General features: G+C 42.6%; 19 protein-coding genes and 1 riboswitch. Of the genes, 12 read left to right on the top strand and 7 right to left on the bottom strand.

The annotated features are described in order from the left end of the window. Positions 1–281: 281 nt before the first annotated feature. From proV to R7Q38_RS08075, 6 genes are all read left to right on the top strand, one after another. A complete protein-coding gene (proV, locus tag R7Q38_RS08100; RefSeq protein ID WP_005377777.1) occupies positions 282–1,469 on the top strand; it encodes a glycine betaine/L-proline ABC transporter ATP-binding protein ProV in 1,188 nt (395 codons plus the stop codon). Positions 1,470–1,473: 4 nt separating this feature from the next. Further along, positions 1,474–2,559 carry a glycine betaine/L-proline ABC transporter permease ProW gene (gene proW, locus R7Q38_RS08095; protein WP_005377778.1) on the top strand — a complete coding sequence of 362 codons (1,086 nt, stop codon included), beginning with the start codon at positions 1,474–1,476 and terminating at the stop codon, positions 2,557–2,559. Next, a complete protein-coding gene (gene proX / locus R7Q38_RS08090; protein ID WP_005385703.1) occupies positions 2,552–3,559 on the top strand; it encodes a glycine betaine/L-proline ABC transporter substrate-binding protein ProX in 1,008 nt (335 codons plus the stop codon). The genes proW and proX overlap by 8 nt, the downstream gene beginning before the upstream one ends. 194 nt (positions 3,560–3,753) lie before the next feature. Further along, positions 3,754–5,703, top strand: coding sequence for an LTA synthase family protein (locus R7Q38_RS08085; protein ID WP_206959193.1), 1,950 nt, complete (start codon positions 3,754–3,756; stop codon positions 5,701–5,703). 145 nt (positions 5,704–5,848) lie between these two features. After that, entirely contained in the window at positions 5,849–6,214 is a 366-nt protein-coding gene (locus R7Q38_RS08080) for a VOC family protein (protein ID WP_017820936.1), read from the top strand. A 99-nt stretch (positions 6,215–6,313) separates the two neighbouring features. Next, positions 6,314–6,697: a hypothetical protein gene (locus R7Q38_RS08075; RefSeq protein WP_005377782.1), complete on the top strand. Its 384-nt coding sequence runs from the start codon at positions 6,314–6,316 to the stop codon at positions 6,695–6,697. Between the two features lie 89 nt (positions 6,698–6,786). On the opposite strand, the gene R7Q38_RS08070 is transcribed toward R7Q38_RS08075, so the two are convergent. Then, entirely contained in the window at positions 6,787–7,521 is a 735-nt protein-coding gene (locus R7Q38_RS08070; protein WP_017820934.1) for a chromosome segregation ATPase, read from the bottom strand. A gap of 31 nt (positions 7,522–7,552) precedes the next feature. Further along, positions 7,553–7,711: a hypothetical protein gene (locus R7Q38_RS08065; RefSeq protein WP_005377784.1), complete on the bottom strand. Its 159-nt coding sequence runs from the start codon at positions 7,709–7,711 to the stop codon at positions 7,553–7,555. Positions 7,712–8,238: 527 nt separating this feature from the next. Continuing rightward, a riboswitch (glycine riboswitch) is annotated at positions 8,239–8,338 on the top strand. A gap of 122 nt (positions 8,339–8,460) precedes the next feature. On the opposite strand from R7Q38_RS08065, the gene R7Q38_RS08060 reads away from it, so the two are divergent. Continuing rightward, the gene (locus R7Q38_RS08060; protein WP_005377785.1) at positions 8,461–9,837 is read left to right on the top strand and encodes an alanine/glycine:cation symporter family protein; all 1,377 of its coding nucleotides are present in this window, start codon (positions 8,461–8,463) and stop codon (positions 9,835–9,837) included. A 118-nt stretch (positions 9,838–9,955) separates the two neighbouring features. Here R7Q38_RS08060 and R7Q38_RS08055 read toward each other — a convergent pair whose 3' ends face one another. Both R7Q38_RS08055 and R7Q38_RS08050 read right to left on the bottom strand, forming a co-directional pair. Next, entirely contained in the window at positions 9,956–10,522 is a 567-nt protein-coding gene (locus R7Q38_RS08055) for a hypothetical protein (RefSeq protein ID WP_005385713.1), read from the bottom strand. Further along, positions 10,522–11,157, bottom strand: coding sequence for a LysE family translocator (locus R7Q38_RS08050; protein WP_017820932.1), 636 nt, complete (start codon positions 11,155–11,157; stop codon positions 10,522–10,524). The genes R7Q38_RS08055 and R7Q38_RS08050 overlap by 1 nt, the downstream gene beginning before the upstream one ends. A 223-nt stretch (positions 11,158–11,380) precedes the next feature. Here R7Q38_RS08050 and R7Q38_RS08045 point away from each other — a divergent pair, with 223 nt between their 5' ends. Next, positions 11,381–12,853 (top strand): carboxypeptidase M32, encoded by a 1,473-nt coding sequence (locus R7Q38_RS08045; RefSeq protein ID WP_005377788.1) that lies wholly within the window; start codon positions 11,381–11,383, stop codon positions 12,851–12,853. 70 nt (positions 12,854–12,923) lie between these two features. Here the strand turns inward: R7Q38_RS08045 and R7Q38_RS08040 are convergent, their stop codons facing one another. The 3 genes from R7Q38_RS08040 to R7Q38_RS08030 form a co-directional block, all read right to left on the bottom strand. After that, on the bottom strand, positions 12,924–13,874 hold the full coding sequence (locus tag R7Q38_RS08040; protein ID WP_085569628.1) for an LpxL/LpxP family Kdo(2)-lipid IV(A) lauroyl/palmitoleoyl acyltransferase: 951 nt from the start codon (positions 13,872–13,874) through the stop codon (positions 12,924–12,926). 420 nt (positions 13,875–14,294) lie between these two features. Then, entirely contained in the window at positions 14,295–14,630 is a 336-nt protein-coding gene (locus R7Q38_RS08035; protein WP_169644527.1) for a DMT family transporter, read from the bottom strand. Positions 14,631–14,753: 123 nt separating this feature from the next. Next, positions 14,754–15,140: a DUF6559 family protein gene (locus R7Q38_RS08030; RefSeq protein WP_005377791.1), complete on the bottom strand. Its 387-nt coding sequence runs from the start codon at positions 15,138–15,140 to the stop codon at positions 14,754–14,756. A 340-nt stretch (positions 15,141–15,480) separates the two neighbouring features. Between R7Q38_RS08030 and metA the strand changes: the two genes are divergently transcribed. The 4 genes from metA (at position 15,481) to R7Q38_RS08010 (ending at position 20,680) form a co-directional block, all read left to right on the top strand. After that, a complete protein-coding gene (gene metA, locus R7Q38_RS08025) occupies positions 15,481–16,422 on the top strand; it encodes a homoserine O-acetyltransferase MetA (RefSeq protein ID WP_005377792.1) in 942 nt (313 codons plus the stop codon). Positions 16,423–16,601: 179 nt separating this feature from the next. After that, on the top strand, positions 16,602–17,327 hold the full coding sequence (gene pilW / locus R7Q38_RS08020; protein ID WP_017820928.1) for a type IV pilus biogenesis/stability protein PilW: 726 nt from the start codon (positions 16,602–16,604) through the stop codon (positions 17,325–17,327). 267 nt (positions 17,328–17,594) lie between these two features. Further along, entirely contained in the window at positions 17,595–18,524 is a 930-nt protein-coding gene (locus tag R7Q38_RS08015; RefSeq protein WP_213886336.1) for a phosphate/phosphite/phosphonate ABC transporter substrate-binding protein, read from the top strand. After that, complete coding sequence (locus tag R7Q38_RS08010; RefSeq protein ID WP_239938555.1) at positions 18,524–20,680, top strand: EAL domain-containing protein; 2,157 nt, start codon at positions 18,524–18,526, stop codon at positions 20,678–20,680. The genes R7Q38_RS08015 and R7Q38_RS08010 overlap by 1 nt, the downstream gene beginning before the upstream one ends. Positions 20,681–20,795: the final 115 nt, after the last annotated feature.

Here is a 20,795-nt window from a genome sequence, read left to right as displayed (position 1 = left end):
AGCTATCACAGCTTATATCTATGCAAGCGAGTTGAGTTGAAATGTACAAAAAAATTCAAAATAAATTCAACCCTACGTCAGGGCAACGTTATGGCGGATAAATACACATCACAAGCAATTGTTTTAAATATAAAAAATAAGAATTGAACATACCTTGCTCAACGAATTCTCTATGCACGGCAGAACTAGTTAACCAACCCCCTTTCGTTGAAAGTTGAACTAAAATTAATTAGAGTACAAATCGTTAAACAGTTATAAACACACGAAAAAGGACAGATAACATGGATCCCATACTGGAAGTTAAGGGACTGTATAAAGTGTTTGGAGAAGACCCAGAGAGAGCCTTCTCGCTTATCGACAAAGGCGTCGATAAAGACGGTATTTTTGAACAGACAGGTTTAACAGTCGGCGTAAACGATGTATCTCTCACCATAAATGAAGGGGAAATTTTCGTAATCATGGGCCTTTCTGGCTCCGGGAAATCCACCCTTGTTCGACTTCTTAACCGGCTCATTGAGCCGACTAAAGGTAGTGTTTATCTCAAAGGAAGAGATATCGCCCACATCTCCGAGAATGAACTTCGAGAAGTTCGTCGTAATAATATCTCAATGGTGTTTCAAAGTTTCGCACTCATGCCACACATGACGGTGATTGAAAATGCCGCCTTTGGTTTAGAACTTGCCGGCATCGATGTTAATGAGCGTCAGAAAAGTGCCCTTTCCGCCTTAGAAAGAGTGGGTTTAGACCCTTATGCAGAATCTTTCCCTGACGAATTATCCGGTGGTATGAAACAGCGCGTTGGTTTAGCGAGAGCGTTAGCCTGTGATCCTGACATCCTATTAATGGACGAGGCGTTTTCCGCTTTAGACCCATTGATCCGTTCTGAGATGCAAGATGAGCTTATTCGTCTACAGAACGATGACAAACGCACAATTGTCTTCATTTCTCATGATTTGGATGAAGCAATGCGCATTGGCGACCGTATCGCCATCATGCAAAACGGTGAGGTTGTTCAGGTTGGTACACCTGATGAAATATTACACAGTCCAGCAAATGATTATGTCGAAGCCTTTTTCCGCGGCGTAAACATCGCAAGTGTCTTGACAGCAAAAGATATCGCGCGCAAGAAGCCAGCGGCTGTTTTTAAGAAATCGGAAAATGACGGTCCAGGCTCTGCGATGCAGATTCTGATGGATCACGACCGTGATTACGGCATTGTCGTCGATAAATCTAGCCGATATTCCGGCATCGTATCTCTTGATTCACTACGTTTGGCTCATAAAGAAAACCGTTCGTTAGCCAGTGCTCAATTACCGGATGAAGTTACTCTTCAGCCTGATCAGTCAATTAATGACATTTTGGGTCTGGTTGCTGGTGTTCCTTATGCCGTGCCTGTCGTAGATGAGAAAGGAACTTACTTTGGTGTCGTGACTAAATCACGTCTTCTACAAACACTAGATAAGGATTAACACGATGTCTTCAGAGCAAACTAACAATGATCCCTGGTCAAATACTGCTCCTGCGCAAGATGATCCTTGGTCGCAAGGTACAGAGGCCGCACCAAGTAATGATTGGCTCAACTCAGAAACTGTAGAGCAAGCGCCATTCGATATTATGAACCCATTCCAAGATGCGGTTTTACCCCTCGATAGCTGGGTAGAGTCCGGTTTGAACTGGCTGGTGGAACATGGTCGACCTGTTTTCCAAGCAATACGAGTTCCAATCGACTTTATTCTAACGTCGTTTGAAACTGCTTTGGTGTCTACACCTGCGCCTATAATGGTACTCATTTTATTTTTGCTAGCGTGGCAGTTTTCCAATGTAAAACTTGGTTTTTCTACTCTTGTATCCCTTGTTTTCATTGGCCTAATTGGTGCGTGGTCACAAGCGATGACAACGCTAGCACTGGTGTTAACCGCCGTTTTCTTCTGTTTGCTTATAGGGCTACCAATGGGGATATGGTTGGCAAGGAGCCAAACCGCTGCCAAATTTGTTAGGCCAATATTAGATGCAATGCAAACGACTCCCGCGTTCGTTTACCTTGTACCAATTGTTATGTTGTTTGGTATTGGTAACGTTCCTGGCGTAGTAGTAACGATCATTTTCGCCCTGCCTCCCGTTGTGCGCCTGACTATTTTGGGTATTCAGCAAGTACCTGAAGAGCTTATCGAAGCTGGCCACTCTTTCGGGGCAAACAAAAAACAGATGCTTTATCGCATCCAGTTACCGTTGGCGTTACCAACCATCATGGCAGGTGTAAACCAAACCTTAATGCTGTCACTTTCTATGGTAGTGATTGCTTCAATGATTGCTGTTGGCGGCTTAGGCCAAATGGTACTTCGTGGTATTGGCCGACTTGATATGGGTCTTGCTGCCGTTGGTGGCTTAGGCATCGTTATTCTTGCGATTTTGTTAGACCGTATCACCCAGGTGTTAGGGGTTAATGCGGGCAACACTAAACTTCGCTGGTATCACACAGGTCCTGTTTCATACCTATTAAAACTGAAAACAAAGACGAACCAAGACGATCTAAAACTTAGGAGAAACATCAATGAATAATTCATGGAAGAAAGCGCTCTCTGTTGGAGCTCTAAGTACTATCGCATTTTCAACTTATGGTGTGGCAAGTGAATTACCGGGTGAAGGTGTCACTGTTCAGCCTGTTCAATCAACCGTTGCAGAAGAAACATTTCAAACGTTGATCGTAAACCGCGCACTTGAAGAGCTTGGTTACGATGTTAAACCGACCAAAGAAGTGGACTACAACGTAGGCTACACCTCTATTGCTAAAGGTGATGCTACTTTCTTAGCGGTTGGTTGGTTCCCTCTTCACGCCGATAAGTACACGATGTCTGGCGGTGATGATAAGTTCTTCCGTAAAGGCCAATACGTAAGTGGTGCTGCGCAAGGTTATTTGATCGATAAGAAAACCGCGGAAAAATATAACATCACGAACATTGGTCAGTTAAAAGATCCAAAATTGGCGAAGCTATTCGATGCAAACGGCGATGGCAAAGCGGACTTAACTGGTTGTAACCCAGGTTGGGGTTGTGAAATGGTTGTTGAACATCAGTTGGATGCTTTCAAACTCCGTGACACAGTAACACACAACCAAGGTAACTACGCAGCGATTATCGCTGATACGATCTCACGTTACAAAAAAGGCGATCCGATTCTTTACTACACTTGGACACCGTACTGGGTAAGTGGCGTTTTAGTTCCAGGGAAAGATGTTGTGTGGTTAGAAGTGCCATTCTCTTCACTTCCTGGTGAGCGTAAGGACATTGATACGACACTAGAGAACGGTAAGAACTACGGCTTCGAGATGAACTCTATGCGCATCGTTGCCAATAAAGAGTTTACAGAAAACAACCCTGCTGCTGCAAAGCTGTTTGAAATCATCAAACTAAATATCAATGATGTTAGTGCTCAGAATATGATGATGAGCCAAGGTAAGAACAGCTCAGCGGACATCGAGTCTCATGTAAATGGCTGGATCAAAGCGAACCAGAAAAAGTTCGACGCATGGGTCGAAGAAGCGAAGAAAGCCGCAATGTAATCATGCCTTTATCAATCTCTAGAGCCAGTTGGTGTTATCAACTGGCTCTTTTTTTACACAAACGCCCCTCCCCCTTACATAGACATACCAACACTTACACTACTCGACCATAAACCCACATTATAATTCACGTTTATTTCACGCTTGCTTTGCTAAAAACAACACAACATAACAATTAAACTATTCGAATAAATATGAAAAACTTATCAAAGAGCTCTGTGTGGGGGCCTTTGCAGCCAATTGCTGCCTTTTCTTTGTTTTCGCTTCTATTTCTGTCTATTTCAAGAGTTTTGCTAGCCTTTTGGCAGATTGACCGTATTGACTCTCTAAACGACTTAATTTACATCCTAGGCCAAGGTTTGCGCGTAGATATTGCAACGCTTTGCTGGTTATTTATTCTTCCAGCACTGTTTTCAACCTTCATGCCATTAACCGGTAAGATGGGAGAGTGTTGGAAGCGAATATTACGCATATGGATGGTTTTAGGGCTTTGGGTGCTTGTATACATGGAGCTAGCAACAGCGCCATTCATTCAGGAATACGACCTACGTCCAAACCGTCTGTTTGTGGAATATTTAATCTACCCAAAAGAAGTCTTGAGTATGCTCTGGACTGGCTACAAATTAGAACTGTTTATTGGTGCGTTAGGTACAGTTTTAACCATCACTTTAGGTTGGAAGTGGAGTAAGAAACTGACCGATAAGGCGCAGCAGGTCAACTGGAAATGGCGACCACTATTGGCACTTTTCGTTGTTCTTTTTGGGGTTGCAGGTGCTCGCTCATCTTTAGGTCACCGCCCGCTAAATCCTGCTATGGTCGCCTTTTCTAACGATCCACTGCTTAACGACTTAGCACTGAACTCATCTTACTCATTGTTGTTTGCGGTTAATAGCATGAAGTCAGAAAAGAGCGCGGAGCAGTTCTACGGAAAAATGGACACTCAAAAGATGTTGGAATTAGTTCGCACTTCATCAACAAAGTCCGACTTCACCCCTTCATTACTCCCAACCATGAACAGTAACCCCGCGACTTACCAAGGTAAACATAAAAACTTAGTAATTTTGCTACAAGAAAGCTTAGGCGCCCAATTTGTCGGTGCTTTGGGTGGTTTGCCTCTAACACCAAACCTTGATGAACTCATGAAGGAAGGTTGGCAGTTCACACAAATGTACGCCACTGGTACTCGTTCTGTTCGTGGAATTGAAGCCGTAACCACGGGCTTTCCTCCATCTCCGTCTCGCGCGGTAGTGAAGCTGAGTAAAAGCCAAACGGGTTTCTTTACCATCGCGGACTTACTGAAAGCTCAAGGTTATCACACGCAATTTATTTACGGCGGTGAAGCCAACTTTGACAACATGAAAACTTTCTTCTTTGGTAACGGTTTTGATCAAATAGTAGAAGAAGATGATTATAACAACCCAAGCTTTGTTGGCTCTTGGGGTGTTAGTGATGAAGATCTATATAACAAAGCAAACGAAGAGTTTGAACGCCTTTCAAAAAGCGACAAACCTTTCTTTAGCTTAGTTTTTACGTCAAGTAATCATAGCCCTTATGAGTATCCGAAAGGCAAAATTGAGCCATACGATTCAGAACATATGACGCGTAACAACGCCGTTAAATATTCCGATTACGCTTTGGGCACTTTCTTTGAAAAGGCGAAAAAGTCATCTTATTGGGATGATACCATTTTCATTGTAATTGCAGATCATGATGCACGTGTTTCTGGCGCTAACCTTGTTCCGGTTAAGCACTTTCACATTCCAGCATTGATCCTTGGTAAAGGCATTCAACCACGTAAAGATGACCGCATAGCAAACAACATAGACATGCCGCCTACACTATTATCTCTAATTGGGGTAGATGCTAAAACACCGATGATTGGTCGTGATTTAACGAAGCCACTGGCTCGCGAAGATGAACGCGCAATGATGCAATACGATAAAAACTTTGGTTATTTAACGCGCGACAATCTAGTTGTGCTTTCCCCTGGTGAAAAGATATCGACCCTGGCGTACGACTTTAAAGACCAAACCATGAAGCCGCTAGAGGTGGACGAGTCTATTATCGAGCGTGCAAAAGCAAACGCATTATTTGCATCTAAAGCGTATCAAAACAACTGGTATTCTTCCAAACACACTCATTAATACCAATGATTCCGCTGATAAAAAGGAGCTAAACGGCTCCTTTTTCTTATTCTGTCACTCACCTCGGGAATGTTCTACTGACAACTCCTGTCGTTCCTTTACGTTAGATTGCCCCTACTATTTCTAATTGATTAAGGAACAAACCATGCTGACTATCAATTCATTCGTTCTCTACGTTGAGGACATCCACATAAGCCAAGTTTTTTATTCGAAACTGTTCGAACGCAAAGTCACGCAGTTGTCTCCAACCTTTGCCGCTATTCCAATGACCGAAGGCTTAACGTTGACACTCAAGCAAAGAGATAATCTTTCACCCCACAGCGGAATTAGAGGTGGTGGCACCGAGCTGTCTTTATCAGTGCCCAACAGGCATACGTTAGAGCGCATTTACAAGCGCTGGAAAGACCTAGGTGTTGAGTTTGTTCAACCACCAGCGACATCAGTGTATGGGTTAAATTTTATGGCTATCGATCCAGATAAGCATCGCATTCGTGTTTTCATAAATGAATAAAAATGCGTTAAAAATGCTTTTTACCCATTCCCAATGTGACTTCAATAAATTAGACTCAAGGAAACATCAAAAGCGGCGTAGTAATAAGAAGGAATGCCCATGAGCTCAAGTATGATCCTTAGCGAATCCCTAATCGAGAGCGGAAGAGATATCCCCCTCAAAGAACTGCTTTATGCAAAGCGCGTGCTGGATAACTACATGGCAGTAGCCAAAGAAAGTAGCCCGCTTGAGCTATTAACTGAGATGAAATCGGCAGCAAAGCAAGTAGAATACTTTACAACGACGAGTAACCCGTGTGAGGCTCGTAATGTCATCAGTCAGATGATTGATAAAATCGACACCGCGGAATCTTTTGCTTCGTTCAAAGCATTAGCAGGTAAGCCATCTCAAGCACTCAATGAACTAATTGAAGATCGAGCTCAGCTGATTAAACACGAACGAGAGCTCCTGCTCGCCTCAGGCTATGACGCCTCACGAATCTAATATACGCGACAGGCTAAAAGTCATAGCTAACAACGAAAAAGGAGCTCTTAAAGAGCTCCTTTTGCTTTTCAAAACCGGATACAAAAGACTTAAAGGCCGATATCTTCCGTTATTGCTTTGATTTGTTTGAGGTCCATTTTATAGACTTCAATCATTTGATCGACCTGACTTAGTCGTGAATTAGCTTCATCATGTTTATCACACGCGTCCGACTTCACGTCCCAAGATTTGCCTTCTAAAAATACGTCACACTCTTTCTTGAGTTTCTCAATCTTAGGTAATAATTTCGACCGTTCTTTCTCGAGAGACTCTAATTCTTGCGAAATTTTTAGCTCTTTCTGGAATACTTCGCGGGACCGCTCAAACATAGTCGCTTGCATATCCGCTTGACGACTCAACTTCTCATTTTCTGACTTCGTCGTGTTGATCTTATCTGCCTGCTGCTTCAATTGAGACTCTAGTGACAAGTTGACCTTCTCGACCTCAGTCAACTGCTTTTGCAACTTCTTAAGTGCTTTCTGATGAGCTTCATCTTTCGCGGCGAGTAACTCACTAACTTGGTTTTGTATTTCTTGGTCAAGCGCCTCTTCACGCACTTTTACTTGAGATGCCAACTGGGTTTTATCTTGCGTTAGTGCTTGATACTTTTCTTCTAATACGTGGTAAGTCGATTCCCACTTGTTCGCAGTGACAACCGATCCAACAAGGCCACCAAATGCCAAGCCTAACACCGCAGCGATTGCGATATAGATATGCGTACGTTTGTCACGCTCTTCAATGACAACTACGTCGTCTTGCTCTTCCATTTTGTTCTGAGAACTCACCGTATACTACTCCAAGGACTCTTTTACTTTGCTAGCGGATCAATTCCGCAAACATAATTGATGCTGTATAAATCAGAAATGCGCCAATTAATGTTATAACGGTCGCTTTTTGGACTTTTTCATTGGTTCGATAACGAAACAACACAAATGCTACTGCAATCAACACCGCAATGGCTAATAATCTGGTCATACCGCCTCCTTGTCCACTCATGAAAAACTGCCTAGGTCCGTAGACTGTTTCACAAAGGTTCATTGTAACCCATTTATACGTACCATAAGGTCAACTTAGCGTAGATTTTAAAATAAGTGCTCCGATTTTAATCAATTTTGTGTCCTTAATTGAATAACTTATGTCGTAACAATCGAAACACATTTATCGTTCTGAAGTGTTTTTGGGTTCCATTCCCTAACCCAATAAATTTTATTTATGCCGTGACTCGCACAAAAAGATTGACAAACATACCTTCATGAAAATAGATGAGGTTATTTCATTAAGAATAAATTGACATAGGGTGTTGAAATGGACCAAAAACATGATAAAGTTCACACGTTAATGATGACCAGCATCATTAACTAACCTTTACTCATTTAATTGAGTAATTGTTCCGATGAAGACTGCAGGAGAGTGGTTATTAATCAAATTTTAACATTTGATTAGCATAACTCGCCGAAGAATTAACTATTTCAGGTGCTACCTAGGTAGCGGGGACTGTAGTTGGAGGAACCTCTGGAGAGAACCGTTAAATCGGTCGCCGAAGGAGCAAGTCTTGCACTCACGCAAGGTGAAACTCTCAGGCAAAAGGACAGAGGAGTGGAAAGTTACAACCTAACTATTTTGCTTGGCCTTCCCGCCTACAACCAATAGCTTAGTTCTTTTAGAGATCGTTGATCTCGTCCTTTCCCTCTTCTCCTTATTAGTTGTTTTATTAAGGGGAAATCATGAACAACCTACAATCTTTACTACAAACCATCGATAATTTTGTCTGGGGTCCACCGCTGCTTATTTTGCTAGTGGGTACAGGTGTTTACTTCACTTTTAGCCTTGGCTTGATCCAGTTTAAACACCTCCCAACAGCGCTAGCGATGGTATTCAGTAAAGATAAGTCATCTAATACTCAAGGTGACGTTTCTAGCTTTGCAGCTCTTTGTACTGCACTCTCAGCAACAATTGGTACTGGTAATATTGTTGGTGTTGCCACAGCAATCAAACTCGGTGGACCAGGCGCTCTATTCTGGATGTGGCTCGCTGCCCTTTTCGGAATGGCGACTAAATACGCCGAATGTTTGTTGGCGGTTAAGTATCGAAGAGTCGATGATAAAGGCCAAATGATTGGTGGCCCAATGTATTACTTGCAATACGGTGTTGGCTCAAAAGCTCTCGCGATCATGTTTGCAGTGTTTGCTTTGGGTGTTGCTTGTTTTGGTATCGGTACGTTTCCACAAGTAAACGCGATTCTGGATGCAAGTGAGATATCTCTTGGTGTTAACCGTGAGCTATCTGCCTTTGTACTAACTCTTTTGGTTGCTTTCGTAACTTTGGGTGGCATCAAATCCATTGCTAACGTTGCAGGAAAAGTGGTTCCTACCATGGCTGTATTTTATGTGTTGGCGTGTTTAAGCGTGATCATCATGAATGCAGACCAATTGTTCAATGCCGTTGAATTAGTGCTGGTTTCAGCCTTTACATCAACAGCAGCGACTGGTGGTTTTCTAGGTGCAAGCATCATGTTGGCAATCCAATCAGGTATCGCTCGCGGTGTGTTCTCAAATGAATCAGGTTTGGGTAGCGCGCCTATGGCAGCAGCAGCAGCGAAGACAGACTCTTGTGTTAAACAAGGCCTAATTTCAATGACGGGTACCTTTTTCGATACCATCATTATTTGTACCATGACAGGCCTTGCTCTAATCCTGACCGGTGCATGGCAAAGTGACCTTGCAGGTGCCGCGATGACGACTCATGCTTTTGCGGTGGGTTTAAATGCAGATACATTTGGCCCTATGCTCGTCTCAATCGGTTTGATGTTCTTCGCTTTTACCACCATTCTTGGTTGGAACTACTACGGTGAGCGTTGCGTTGTGTTCCTGTTCGGAACTAAAGCTGTGCTTCCATACAAACTGATTTTCGTCGGCTTGGTGGCATCTGGTGCATTCCTTCACCTCGATATGATTTGGCTACTGGCTGATATCGTAAACGGTCTGATGGCAATTCCTAACTTAATTGGTTTGATCGCACTGCGTCACGTCGTACTGGCAGAAACCAAACTGTTCTTTAGCTCAACATCGCAATCAGGTGAAGTTGAAGCAGTGAAAGCTTAGTGAAACGGCAGGTTTGCGGTCACAAACTGTCAGTCACAGAGAGCAAAGCACATTAGAAATGGTAAAAACATAAAGCCCGCTATTATTTAGCGGGCTTTATTTATCTTCGGTTAAATGGTTAATCTCTCAACCATTGATGCTCAACGTTTTCTCCACGTTCTTCAAAAAACTTCGCATTTTTTTGCTTGAATTGATCCGCTTTCAACTCTGATAGCGGCCAGTCTAAAAATGCTTCTGTTACAAACGAGTCGCCGACACCAACCTCAATCGATTCCAGATGTTTCCCGATGTAGCGATAAAAGTAGCCTTGCCCAAACGCATCGCACACCATAGGTACATGCCTGACACGTTGATGATTGACAGAGACCGAAGCCCAAGTCGTCGTTTTAGGTTCACAGGTTTGCTCTTTTACAACGTCGACCTCAAATTTATTGTCCATAGTTGTCGAAACAAAAACGACAATAGCGTCATGCAAATACACACGCCTGAGCAATAACTGTTTAGTGTCTTGAGTTCGCGTTTGTTGTATTCCATTAGCAAAAGGCTCGAAGTAGCCCCAGTGCCAAGACCAGATCATGCCGCGTTGCGCAAACTGTACTTGTGGCCACGTATGCCAAGCGACAGCGGCACCTATCCCCACAATAAATACAGCGAGTAGTATCAACAATCGATAAATATTACGCATTAAACGGGTTTTTCAATTAATAACTTCACACCAAGTGCGACTAATACTGCGCCCGTCGCGCCTTCCATCCACTTCATAAAGCTTGCATTCTTTAGTAGATTTTTAGCCGAGTTAAGCGCGCCAGCTAAACCACACTGCCAAACCATCGCAATAGCAAAGTGTACAGATGCCATCATCATTGATTGAAGCAAGGGTGAACCTTCTGGATTCACAAACTGTGGCAAGAAAGCCAAATAGAAGACCGCCGTTTTCGGGTTCAAGACGTTAGAAAGAAAGCCCTCTCTAAAAGAGCGCTTACCATTAAACACTTCGTGAATCTGCTCGGTCACGGTCAATCCATCTTTCGACGACATTAGCGCTTTTAAACTGCTCAAACCAAGCCAGATAAGATAAGCTGCGCCAATCATTTTTACGATTTGGAACAACTCTGCAGATTGCGCAAGAATCGCCGAGATACCAACCGCAGAAAAAAAAGCATGTACGAATAAGCCAAAGCAAATCCCTAGACTGGTTGTACATCCATCTTTTAGGCCCGATCGGCTAGTGTTACGGATAACAAGTGCAGTATCTAAACCTGGCGTTAACGTTAAAATCGTAATGGCAATAATAAATGCCTCGAAATTCAAAATATCCATATTATCGTGATAATTAATTGTCAATCCTTCATCAATACCGCCAATCCACAAGATTCGCAAGCTTCTTTTTTAAGAGAGCTATACAACTGGGTGAGTTTATGGACAATGGGTTGGAGTTAATTGTTAATTATTAGTAAATTAACGCAGGTTGCTTAGTGCAACACCATATGAAGGACCCGTTATCGGGTGTTTAGGGAAAGAACAAAAGAATAAGAGTAGTCACATGAACGCATTTACAAAACTCGTTGAACATTCCAAAAAAGTGGCAAATTTTGAGCATCTATCTGCCATCATAGATTGGGATCAAGCAGCGGTCATGCCACCTGGTGGCGCTGAAGCACGATCGAATGCCACGGCAGAGCTCGATGTACATATCCATTCTTTAATGACTCAACCGCACTTGGGAGAGCTTTTCGCTCAGGCAGAAGAAGAGACGCTGTCTACAAAAGAAAAATCTATCCTAAGAGAAATGAAGCGTGGGTGGCAGCAAGCTAACTTACTACCAGAATCATTAGTTCAAGCTCAATCTCTTGCTGGCTCCAAATGTGAACATGCATGGCGTACGCAACGTGGAGAAAATGACTGGGCTGGTTTTGAAAAGAACTGGGCTGAAGTCGTAAAGCTATCGCAGGAAGAAGCGCAAATTAGAGCCGAAGCAAATGGCACGACTCCTTATGATGCCATGCTCGATGTTTATGAACCTGGCACAACGTCTGCGTCGTTAGACATTCTTTTTGCTGACGTGAAAACCTGGCTTCCTACTTTGATCGATGAAGCGCTTGAAAAACAACAATCAGACAACATCTTATTGCCAACTGCACACTACCCTGCGGAAAAGCAAAAAGCGCTCGGTTTGGAAGTCATGAAACTGCTTCAATTCGATTTTGAACACGGTCGACTTGATGAGAGTACCCACCCATTTTGTGGCGGTGTACCGACAGATGTGCGTATTACGACACGTTATAATGAAAACGAGTTTGTCCAATCATTGATGGGGATTGTCCACGAAACTGGCCATGCTCGATACGAGCAAGGGCTACCAAAAGATTTATCAGGAACACCCGCGGGAGAAGCTCGCTCTATGGGTATTCATGAATCACAATCACTCTTCTTTGAAATGCAAATAGGACGAAGCAGCGCGTTTATCGATCACCTCGCTCGACTGGCTTCTAACCATTTTTCTGGTAGTGAATTCGAAAAAGACAATTTAGCCAAAATTTACACTCGCGTAGAAAAAGGCTTTATTCGCGTAGATGCTGACGAACTCACATATCCTGCTCACGTTATTCTTCGATATGAAATTGAGCGAGATCTCATGAACGGCGTAATCAAACATACAGATGTACCAGAACTCTGGAACGAAAAGATGAAAGCGTACTTGGGGCTATCAACCGAAGGAAACTTCAAAAATGGCTGTATGCAAGATATCCATTGGACAGATGGAAGTTTTGGCTATTTCCCGTCCTACACGCTCGGTGCGATGTACGCTGCACAATTTATGGCAGCAATGAAACAAACCGTCGATGTAGATGCGGTTATTCGTTCTGGCGACTTAGCTCCGATATTCAATTGGCTCTCGGAAAACATCTGGAGTAAAGGTAGCTTATTCACCACTGATGAGTTGGTAAAACAAGCCACGGGTGAAACACTGAATGCTAAACACTTTCAAGCTCACCTAAAAGATCGCTACTTATAAAGCGAAAAGAATAGAAAGTAAAAGCCCAAGGTTCGTACGTTCCTTGGGCTTTTTGTAGGCTCTCTATGTGTTATGCCAAGCTAGGGATGAGCCTAGGCTTGTACAAACAGTCCTCACCCTCTGGTCTAGTTTTAAACCGACGATGAAGCCACATATACTGACTCGGACTTGCCATGATTGATGTTTCAACTATTTGATTCACGAATGCGGCGGCGCGTTGATGATCCTCTTTCGGGAAACCTTCGACGGGCGCACTAATGGTTAGGGTATAGTGTCCGTCTTTTCCTCTTACCATCGTAAAAGGCACAATGGCGCAATCTGTAGAATCAACCAACAAACTTGTACCTGTCGTAGTACAAGCATTTTTAACGGCAAATAACGGTGCAAATGTCGAGCGTCGGTTACCATAATCGTGGTCCGGTGCATACCAAACCCGCTCACCCGTTTTAAGTGCTTCAAGCATGGCTTTGACGTTTTTACGATCAATCAGTGTACGATTAGAGCGAGAGCGTCCCTTATACTGAAAATAATCAAAGCACGGATTATTGTTTGGGCGATAAACACCGGTTCCAGACTTTTTAATGCCAAAAGCTCGAGCACCTAACTCTAGATTCATTGAGTGTACGGCCAACATTAATGCACCTTTGCCTGACTTCTCTAAAGCCTCTAGATGCTCCATGCCTTTTATCGTGACGTGTTTGTTTACCCGTTTATCTGACCAAAACCATGCCATTGCGGTCTCAAAAAGTGCGATGCCAGTATTGTCGATGTTGTCTTTTAGAATTGCTTCGCGTTGGCATTTTTCCATATGAGGGAAGCAAAGCTCAAGATTGCGTCTGATCGTAACTTGACGTTTTCTCATGAGTCGCATAGCTAAACGACCAATGTTGCGTCCCAAAGCTAGTTGAACTTTAAAAGGAAGGAGGCTAAGTAAGTACATCACGCTAATGATAATTAACGTTCCCCAGTAACGAGGCAAAAGAAATTCGGCCTTGAATGCAGGCTTTTTGTATTTGTTCATGTAAGTATTGTCAGATGTGCCCATCTATAAGTGATAAAAACAATGATAATGGACTGCACTTTTATCATTGATAACGCTAATAACATAAATTAAAGCGCGCGGATTCTATGGTTCTTCGACACACTACACAATAAGAACTTTGCAGAAATATGTAGGGAATGAAAAAGCAGTGAAGATGAGTCGCCACGTTAACATCTATCGGAGTGATTTATCTACTGCCCTTTCCTAAAGTTTGAAGAAACATAACTTTGTATTTTCAATGCGCTAAATAATGCCTGTTTTTCAATCACATAATGCGACCGTGATGAATGCAACAATAAGACATCATATCAATACTCGCCATTAGCGATTGAATTTGCACTAAAAAGCCGCAGCAATTTCTCGCTGCGGCTTCTTATTCACTTAACAAGTAGAGTGGCGTTATTCGTACCCTACTGTTTTGGATAATAAATTTACGATCAACACACCAGCGATGATAAACCCAATACCAACTAGGGCTGGTAAGTCTAGACGCTGTCCGTAAACAAAGTAACCAACCGTCGCAACCAAAACGATCCCAGCACCACTCCATATGGCATAAACAACCCCGACAGGCATTGTTTGCACTGTGACGGAAAGCAAGAAGAAAGCGATGCCGTAACCAATCAAAACGACTGTGCTCGGCATTACTTTCGTAAATTGCTCTGTTTTGGGAATATAAGAAGTGGCAATCACTTCACATACAATCGCTATCGACAGCGCCAACATTGGTGGCATAGAGACAAGCATTTTGAACATAAGGCATTAACGCTCAACAGAAATGTAACCGACAACATGTCCGGATAATTAGGCCGCGCATTATACCCAACTCATCTCACGATGGAATACCACTAACGATGTTTACACACCATCACTTTCGCTTACTTTTTGATGACCAGGTGAAAGGCTGACGTTTTGGTGCTGACGAGAAATTTCAAAGTAGATATGCATATCAATCGGCTCAGGTGTATTGAGTAGCATCTTACCTACTTCACGTTGGAAATGACCATAATTACCTAGCTCATCCGTTAGTTCTAGGAGCTCGTAAGAGGCTTCATCGGCAAACATTCCATACGCATACTGATAATGACTGATATCCTTGCTCTTATCATAACCCAGCTTTTGAAGAGCTTGATCAATCTCTTCCGGCGTATAAATGTCTTTATCACCAAACGAATGCAGTAGCACGCAAGGAACTTCTTGAGCGATGCTCTGAATCTTTGTCTTTCTCTTGAAAATACCGAACATAATGTCCTCCACTGACGATGTTTCCAAACATGCACATTAATGCAAAATGGTGAGCTGATTGTTTTTAGTATGGCTCATTAATTTGAGACTTCCTTACTACGAAGTCACCTTCACATATTAACGTGATCGCATAATTACCAGCAAATAGTACACACTGCGTTTCAAACCTATCTCATCAGAAACTCTGCTTTAGTCACAATTGTGTGACAACCCCGAGTACGGTTTACCATAATGTAAAGAGTAGATTGAAAAGTCGGATTTCGTATCGACATCTAAACTTAATTAAGTTAGCTTTAGAAGTATAGACGTCTAGATTGACTATGCTTAGGGAGAGAAAGTCGTGCCAATTAGAATTCCAGATCAATTACCAGCTACCGATGTATTAAGGACAGAAAACATCTTCGTGATGAGTGAAACGCGTGCAGCGAGTCAGGAAATACGTCCTTTAAGAGTGCTGATCCTTAATCTGATGCCAAAAAAAATAGAGACTGAAACTCAGTTTCTGCGTCTACTCTCAAACAGCCCACTACAGGTTAACGTCGAATTACTGCGCATTGATAACCGCCCGAGTAAAAATACGCCAACTGAACATTTAGACACGTTTTATCGCCAATTTGAAATGGTGCGAGATAAAAACTTCGATGGCATGATCATTACTGGGGCTCCATTAGGTTTGGTGCAATTTGAAGATGTCATTTATTGGGATCATCTCAAAACCATCATGGAGTGGGCAAAAGATCATGTGACATCCACTCTTTATGTTTGCTGGGCTGCGCAAGCAGGGTTAAAGCTACTCTACGATCTACCTAAAAAAACGCGTAAAGAAAAACTTTCAGGCGTGTATCATCATCAAATCCATCATCAGTTTCACCCTATCTTACGCGGATTTGATGACACGTTTTTGGCTCCTCACTCGCGTTACGCAGATTTTTCGCCTCACTTTCTAGAAGAGCATACTGACTTAGACATTTTAGCGACATCGGATGTCGCAGGTGTGTACTTGGCCACCACAAAAGACAAACGAAATGTCTTTGTCACAGGACACCCTGAGTATGATTCTCACACTTTACATAATGAATACATCCGAGATTTAAGCGAAGGTATGGAGCCCGCTATTCCTGTCAACTATTACCCAAACAACAACCCAGATAACCCACCAATTGCAAGCTGGAGAAGCCATGGACACCTCCTCTTTTTAAACTGGCTGAACTACTGTGTTTATCAGCAAACACCGTACGACCTCGATCACTTCAGTGAAGATGCTTTCACTAAAGACGATTAGCTTCAAAATAAGCAAACAAAGCACTCATCATTACCGAAATGTAATATGTGAACCAAGCCGCCATATGGCGGCTTTTTCATAACAGTTTGCAAACCTGATCGCATAGTGTTTTTTCCTCAATAGGCTTTTGCTAAGTAATTCATATCATGCAGAAAGATTCAGGGATGTAGGGATAAAGAATGAAAACAGCAAAGCTCGGTGCACTAATATTATTGTCTCAGTTTGCACTCGTGGGTTGCGTGACGGTGAAAGAAGATGGAAGCCCTGTCGTTAAAGCCGATCCTGTGGCAATGGCAGAATCACGTATCGCACTTGGCCTAGGTTATTTAGACGGCGGTAACATGATTCGCGCGCATGATAACTTACAACAAGCCTTAAACCACGCACCTCAATACTATCGCGCGCAATTATCTATGGCTCACTACTACGAAACGGTTGGTGAAGATATTAAAGCCGAACAGATGTATAAACGCTCTCTACGCCAACACACTAAAAACGGAAATGTGCTCAATAACTACGGTACTTTTCTTTGCAAGCGAGGTGACTTCGAAAAAGCCGATCAGATGTTTAATCGAGCCATTGAGCAGCCTTATTACTACCTTATTCCAGCGAGCTATGAGAATGCAGCTTTTTGTGCTCTAAAATCACAAGATAAAGACAAAGCGAGATACTACTTTACTAGAGCCATCGATCATGATCCCCATAGACCAAAATCGATTTTGCAACTCGCTAAAATAGAAATTGATAGCGGTGATTATACTGAAGCTAGAATTCGATTAATGAGATTCAATCAAATGTATGGCGTGAAGAAGCCCTCTTTGCAACTCATGATTCAACTTGAACGTGCAGCAGGCAATGAAGCTCTCGAGAAAAAGTATCAAAAACAATTGGAAAAATTTTCTTAGTACAAAATAGCGATACATAAGGCGCATTAGCTCACAGCCAATACAGCGCTTGACCAAGAATCCAGTGAATTCAGACTCACGGTGATACATTCATCCTGTACATAAACGTCAAATTCGGTACTATTTGAACGGAATAAGTGACCAAGTCACATTATAAAAAGTGCGCACACAACGAAATTTGTACATCATACTGTTTTTAAGATTGATTTCGGCACATTGATAAATACTAAATATTACTGACATGCACCAGAAGGAAGTTGAAGCCGGATGAAACCTGCCTGCACTCTGTTATTACTCACTTTGCTGAGTTCACCTTTTGTCGTCAGTGCACAAGAAAATATTGAGAAAACATTCACATTTGGCATTGTGTCCAATAAAGCCCAAAGCAAAATCAAAAAAGCGACGCCCCTTACTCAGTATGTAACTGAAAATATGGCTGAATATGGTTACGCAAAAGGGGCGGTAAAGGTATTTAAAAATTATCGTCAGCTCGCGGTTGCGCTTGAAAATGGCACCGTTCAAATTGCAACGGCGACCCCCTTTAATGCGATGACCTTAGAAAAGCAGTCTAATAGCCAAGTCCTTGCTATACGATGGAAAAAAGGCCTGCAAAAATATCATACGGTGTTCTTTACTAATAAAGAGAGTGGCATTGAGTCATTTTCTGACCTGCGAGGAAAAACGCTTGTTTTCGAAAAGCGCACGTCTACCAGCAGCTATTACCTACCTGCGATTACATTGCTGAATCACGGAGAAAAACTCCAATACCTTCCCTCTCCTGATGACAAACCGGCCAAAGACAGTATTGGTTATTTATTCCTTGATGAGCAACTCGCTCAGTCAAATGAAATCAACCTATCTGTATGGGTATATAAACAGAGAGTTGCAGCAGGAGCATTCAGTAACTTCAACTGGAACAATCCCAAAGATTTGCCAGAGAACATGAAAGACAAACTAGCGATTTTTTCTCGTTCTGTTGAAATACCCAGGGACTTAATTCTCGCTTCTCCAAGCATGAGCCTAGAGCAACAGCGTAAAATCACGTCAATACTGCTTGATATGGATACAACTCACGAAGGCTCTCTCGCACTTAAAAAGTTTCAGAACACCAAAAAATTCAGCGCGCTTACTCCAGAAATGCGAGCCTCCTTAAGTACAGTGCGCAAGTCAGTTCACTTGTTACCGAAGGTGGATTGATGTTTCAAAAGCTCTCACTCGAAACCAAATACATTTGCTCGACAATGTTCGTTGTCTTGTTTGTTGTGGTGATAAATCTTGCGTTATACATGCACGGTTACGATGCGTATTCAAATAGCTTAACTCAACAAATCACGAACAACTCTCAAGAAAAAACAGAATCTTACGTTAAGCAAAAAGGGTTGGTTTATGCAGAGCTATTATCAAAACAGCTTTTTGATCCACTCTATACAGACAATATCAGTCAAGCGTATGAGCAAATTAAGGCAACATTGAGCCAGCCAGATGTCTCGAAAATACATGTTGTTGACAATGAAGGGCTAATCTTTCACGACGGCACTACTCAGCTAAGGATGTTTGCCCAACCTCATGACCGCTCTCCTTTTATTTTGAAAGCAATAGAAGAATCTAGAACTCTCGTTTCCTTTTCCAAGCATCAGTTGGAGATCGCAGCGCCGATTCAGCAATCAAACATTACTCTTGGGGCGGTATATCTTGAGCTTAACTTGATACATCTACTGGAAGAGAAAGAACAGAACATTGAACAAGTCCAAGCGATTACCTCAAACGATAAACAGAAGATGTTTAACTTGCTGCTAACGATCAGTGGGATATCCGTTCTATTCGGTAGCATCATCGCTTATGCTTTGGGGCGGTCGTTAACTAAGCCACTCAAGCAACTAAAAGATCAATTTTCAGAGTCAAATACCCAAGCGCTGCCAGTCACCGACATACAAAGCAAAGATGAAGTGGGAGAACTTATTTCGGCGTACAACAAAATGTCAAACAAAGTGAACCGATACACCAGCCGAGTTGAGTTCATGGCGTACCACGATATTCTGACTTCCCTGCCAAACCGAGAAAAGTTACTCATTGATATTCAAACGCAAATAACTGACCACAAATCCCCCTCACTTGCGGTTGTGTTTATTGACTTGGATGACTTTAAGCACATTAACGATAACTACGGACATAACATTGGGGATAAATTGCTAGGCCATCTTGCTTCAGAGCTTCAAGGCCGTTTGCCGAGTTATTTTAAGCCGCTTTACCGCCTTTCTACCATCGTAAGTCGAGTAGGTGCGGACGAATTTGTACTGGCCTTTCCGTGCTCGGACAATCATGAAGCTAGAGAAAAAGCGCACGCTATTCATCGCCAACTACTCTCTCCCTTTAGTTTGGAAGAGAACGATATTCAAATTACGGCAAGCCTCGGAGTTGCTGTGTATCCAGAATTTGGTTCAAACGCTGAGTCTCTTTTACAGCTTTCTTCTCTTGCGGCGCAGGAATCCAAAAGACGCGGTAAAGACATTATGACGATATACGATTCCACGTTTGATGAAACGATTAAACAACGTTTATACATAGAACGAGAACTGCGTCGTTCAGTACGTGACTTGTCTCAATTCGAGCTGTGGTATCAACCACAATTTGATCTAAAAACCTATCGCCTAATTGGGGTCGAAGCATTGGTTAGGTGGAATCATCCCGAGAAAGGTTATATCAGTCCAGAATCGTTTATCCCGATCGCAGAACAAAGTGATTTAATATTGGAGCTTGGAGAACATATCATTGAGACGGCAGTTGCTCAGCGGGCAATGTGGGCAGAACATTTCGATACTGATTTTCACATCGCACTAAACTTGTCCCCAAGACAAATCTATCGCCAAGATTTAAGTCAATTATTTTCTAAGTATTTACGACGACATGATGTCGCCCCTCAAACCATTCATGTTGAAGTGACAGAGTCACTTTTTATTGATGATACAGAGAAAGCTCAATATGTGCTTAAAAAACTACAAAGTATCGGAGTGGAAGTTTGGCTAGATGACTTTGGTACGGGGTATTCAGCCCTTGCCTACCTACAACATATGGCTTTTGACGGTCTCAAGATTGATCGTTCATTTATCGCTCAAATCCGAAAAAGCGATCAAGACGATTCATTAGTTCGCGCGATTGTATCCATGGCTCACAACCTAAGAATGAAAGTAGTAGCCGAAGGCGTAGAAACTCAAACTCAACTCACACGAATGGAGTCTCTCCACTGTGACGTCGTACAAGGTTTTTTCTTAGGTAGACCTGTACCTGCCGAGGAATTGATTGCATTTGAATACCAACGAGAGAGTGGCGCTCAAAGCGTCAATCACTTTGCTTAGAACGCCGTTTTGTTAACTATTGCCGCTTAGCGCGTTAGTACTCGTAATGCAATATCGGTCACACTTCCCCCACCTCATTAATATGAATTTTCTCTTAAAATCTAACATCTGAGAT

Origin of the sequence: Vibrio sp. Vb0598 (assembly GCF_033338935.1) — a bacterium.
GTDB lineage: Bacteria > Pseudomonadota > Gammaproteobacteria > Enterobacterales > Vibrionaceae > Vibrio > Vibrio alginolyticus.
Note: the sequence above shows the minus strand (reverse complement) of the source record. Positions and strands in the feature narration are given on the sequence as shown.

Coding starts and splice junctions, on each gene's coding strand:
- proV (WP_005377777.1), top strand. CDS start 282: ATGGATCCCATACTGGAAGTTAAGGGACTGTATAAAGTGTTTGGAGAA.
- proW (WP_005377778.1), top strand. CDS start 1,474: ATGTCTTCAGAGCAAACTAACAATGATCCCTGGTCAAATACTGCTCCT.
- proX (WP_005385703.1), top strand. CDS start 2,552: ATGAATAATTCATGGAAGAAAGCGCTCTCTGTTGGAGCTCTAAGTACT.
- R7Q38_RS08085 (WP_206959193.1), top strand. CDS start 3,754: ATGAAAAACTTATCAAAGAGCTCTGTGTGGGGGCCTTTGCAGCCAATT.
- R7Q38_RS08080 (WP_017820936.1), top strand. CDS start 5,849: ATGCTGACTATCAATTCATTCGTTCTCTACGTTGAGGACATCCACATA.
- R7Q38_RS08075 (WP_005377782.1), top strand. CDS start 6,314: ATGAGCTCAAGTATGATCCTTAGCGAATCCCTAATCGAGAGCGGAAGA.
- R7Q38_RS08065 (WP_005377784.1), bottom strand. CDS start 7,711: ATGACCAGATTATTAGCCATTGCGGTGTTGATTGCAGTAGCATTTGTG.
- R7Q38_RS08060 (WP_005377785.1), top strand. CDS start 8,461: ATGAACAACCTACAATCTTTACTACAAACCATCGATAATTTTGTCTGG.
- R7Q38_RS08055 (WP_005385713.1), bottom strand. CDS start 10,522: ATGCGTAATATTTATCGATTGTTGATACTACTCGCTGTATTTATTGTG.
- R7Q38_RS08050 (WP_017820932.1), bottom strand. CDS start 11,157: ATGGATATTTTGAATTTCGAGGCATTTATTATTGCCATTACGATTTTA.
- R7Q38_RS08045 (WP_005377788.1), top strand. CDS start 11,381: ATGAACGCATTTACAAAACTCGTTGAACATTCCAAAAAAGTGGCAAAT.
- R7Q38_RS08040 (WP_085569628.1), bottom strand. CDS start 13,874: ATGAACAAATACAAAAAGCCTGCATTCAAGGCCGAATTTCTTTTGCCT.
- R7Q38_RS08035 (WP_169644527.1), bottom strand. CDS start 14,630: ATGCCACCAATGTTGGCGCTGTCGATAGCGATTGTATGTGAAGTGATT.
- R7Q38_RS08030 (WP_005377791.1), bottom strand. CDS start 15,140: ATGTTCGGTATTTTCAAGAGAAAGACAAAGATTCAGAGCATCGCTCAA.
- pilW (WP_017820928.1), top strand. CDS start 16,602: ATGAAAACAGCAAAGCTCGGTGCACTAATATTATTGTCTCAGTTTGCA.
- R7Q38_RS08015 (WP_213886336.1), top strand. CDS start 17,595: ATGAAACCTGCCTGCACTCTGTTATTACTCACTTTGCTGAGTTCACCT.
- R7Q38_RS08010 (WP_239938555.1), top strand. CDS start 18,524: ATGTTTCAAAAGCTCTCACTCGAAACCAAATACATTTGCTCGACAATG.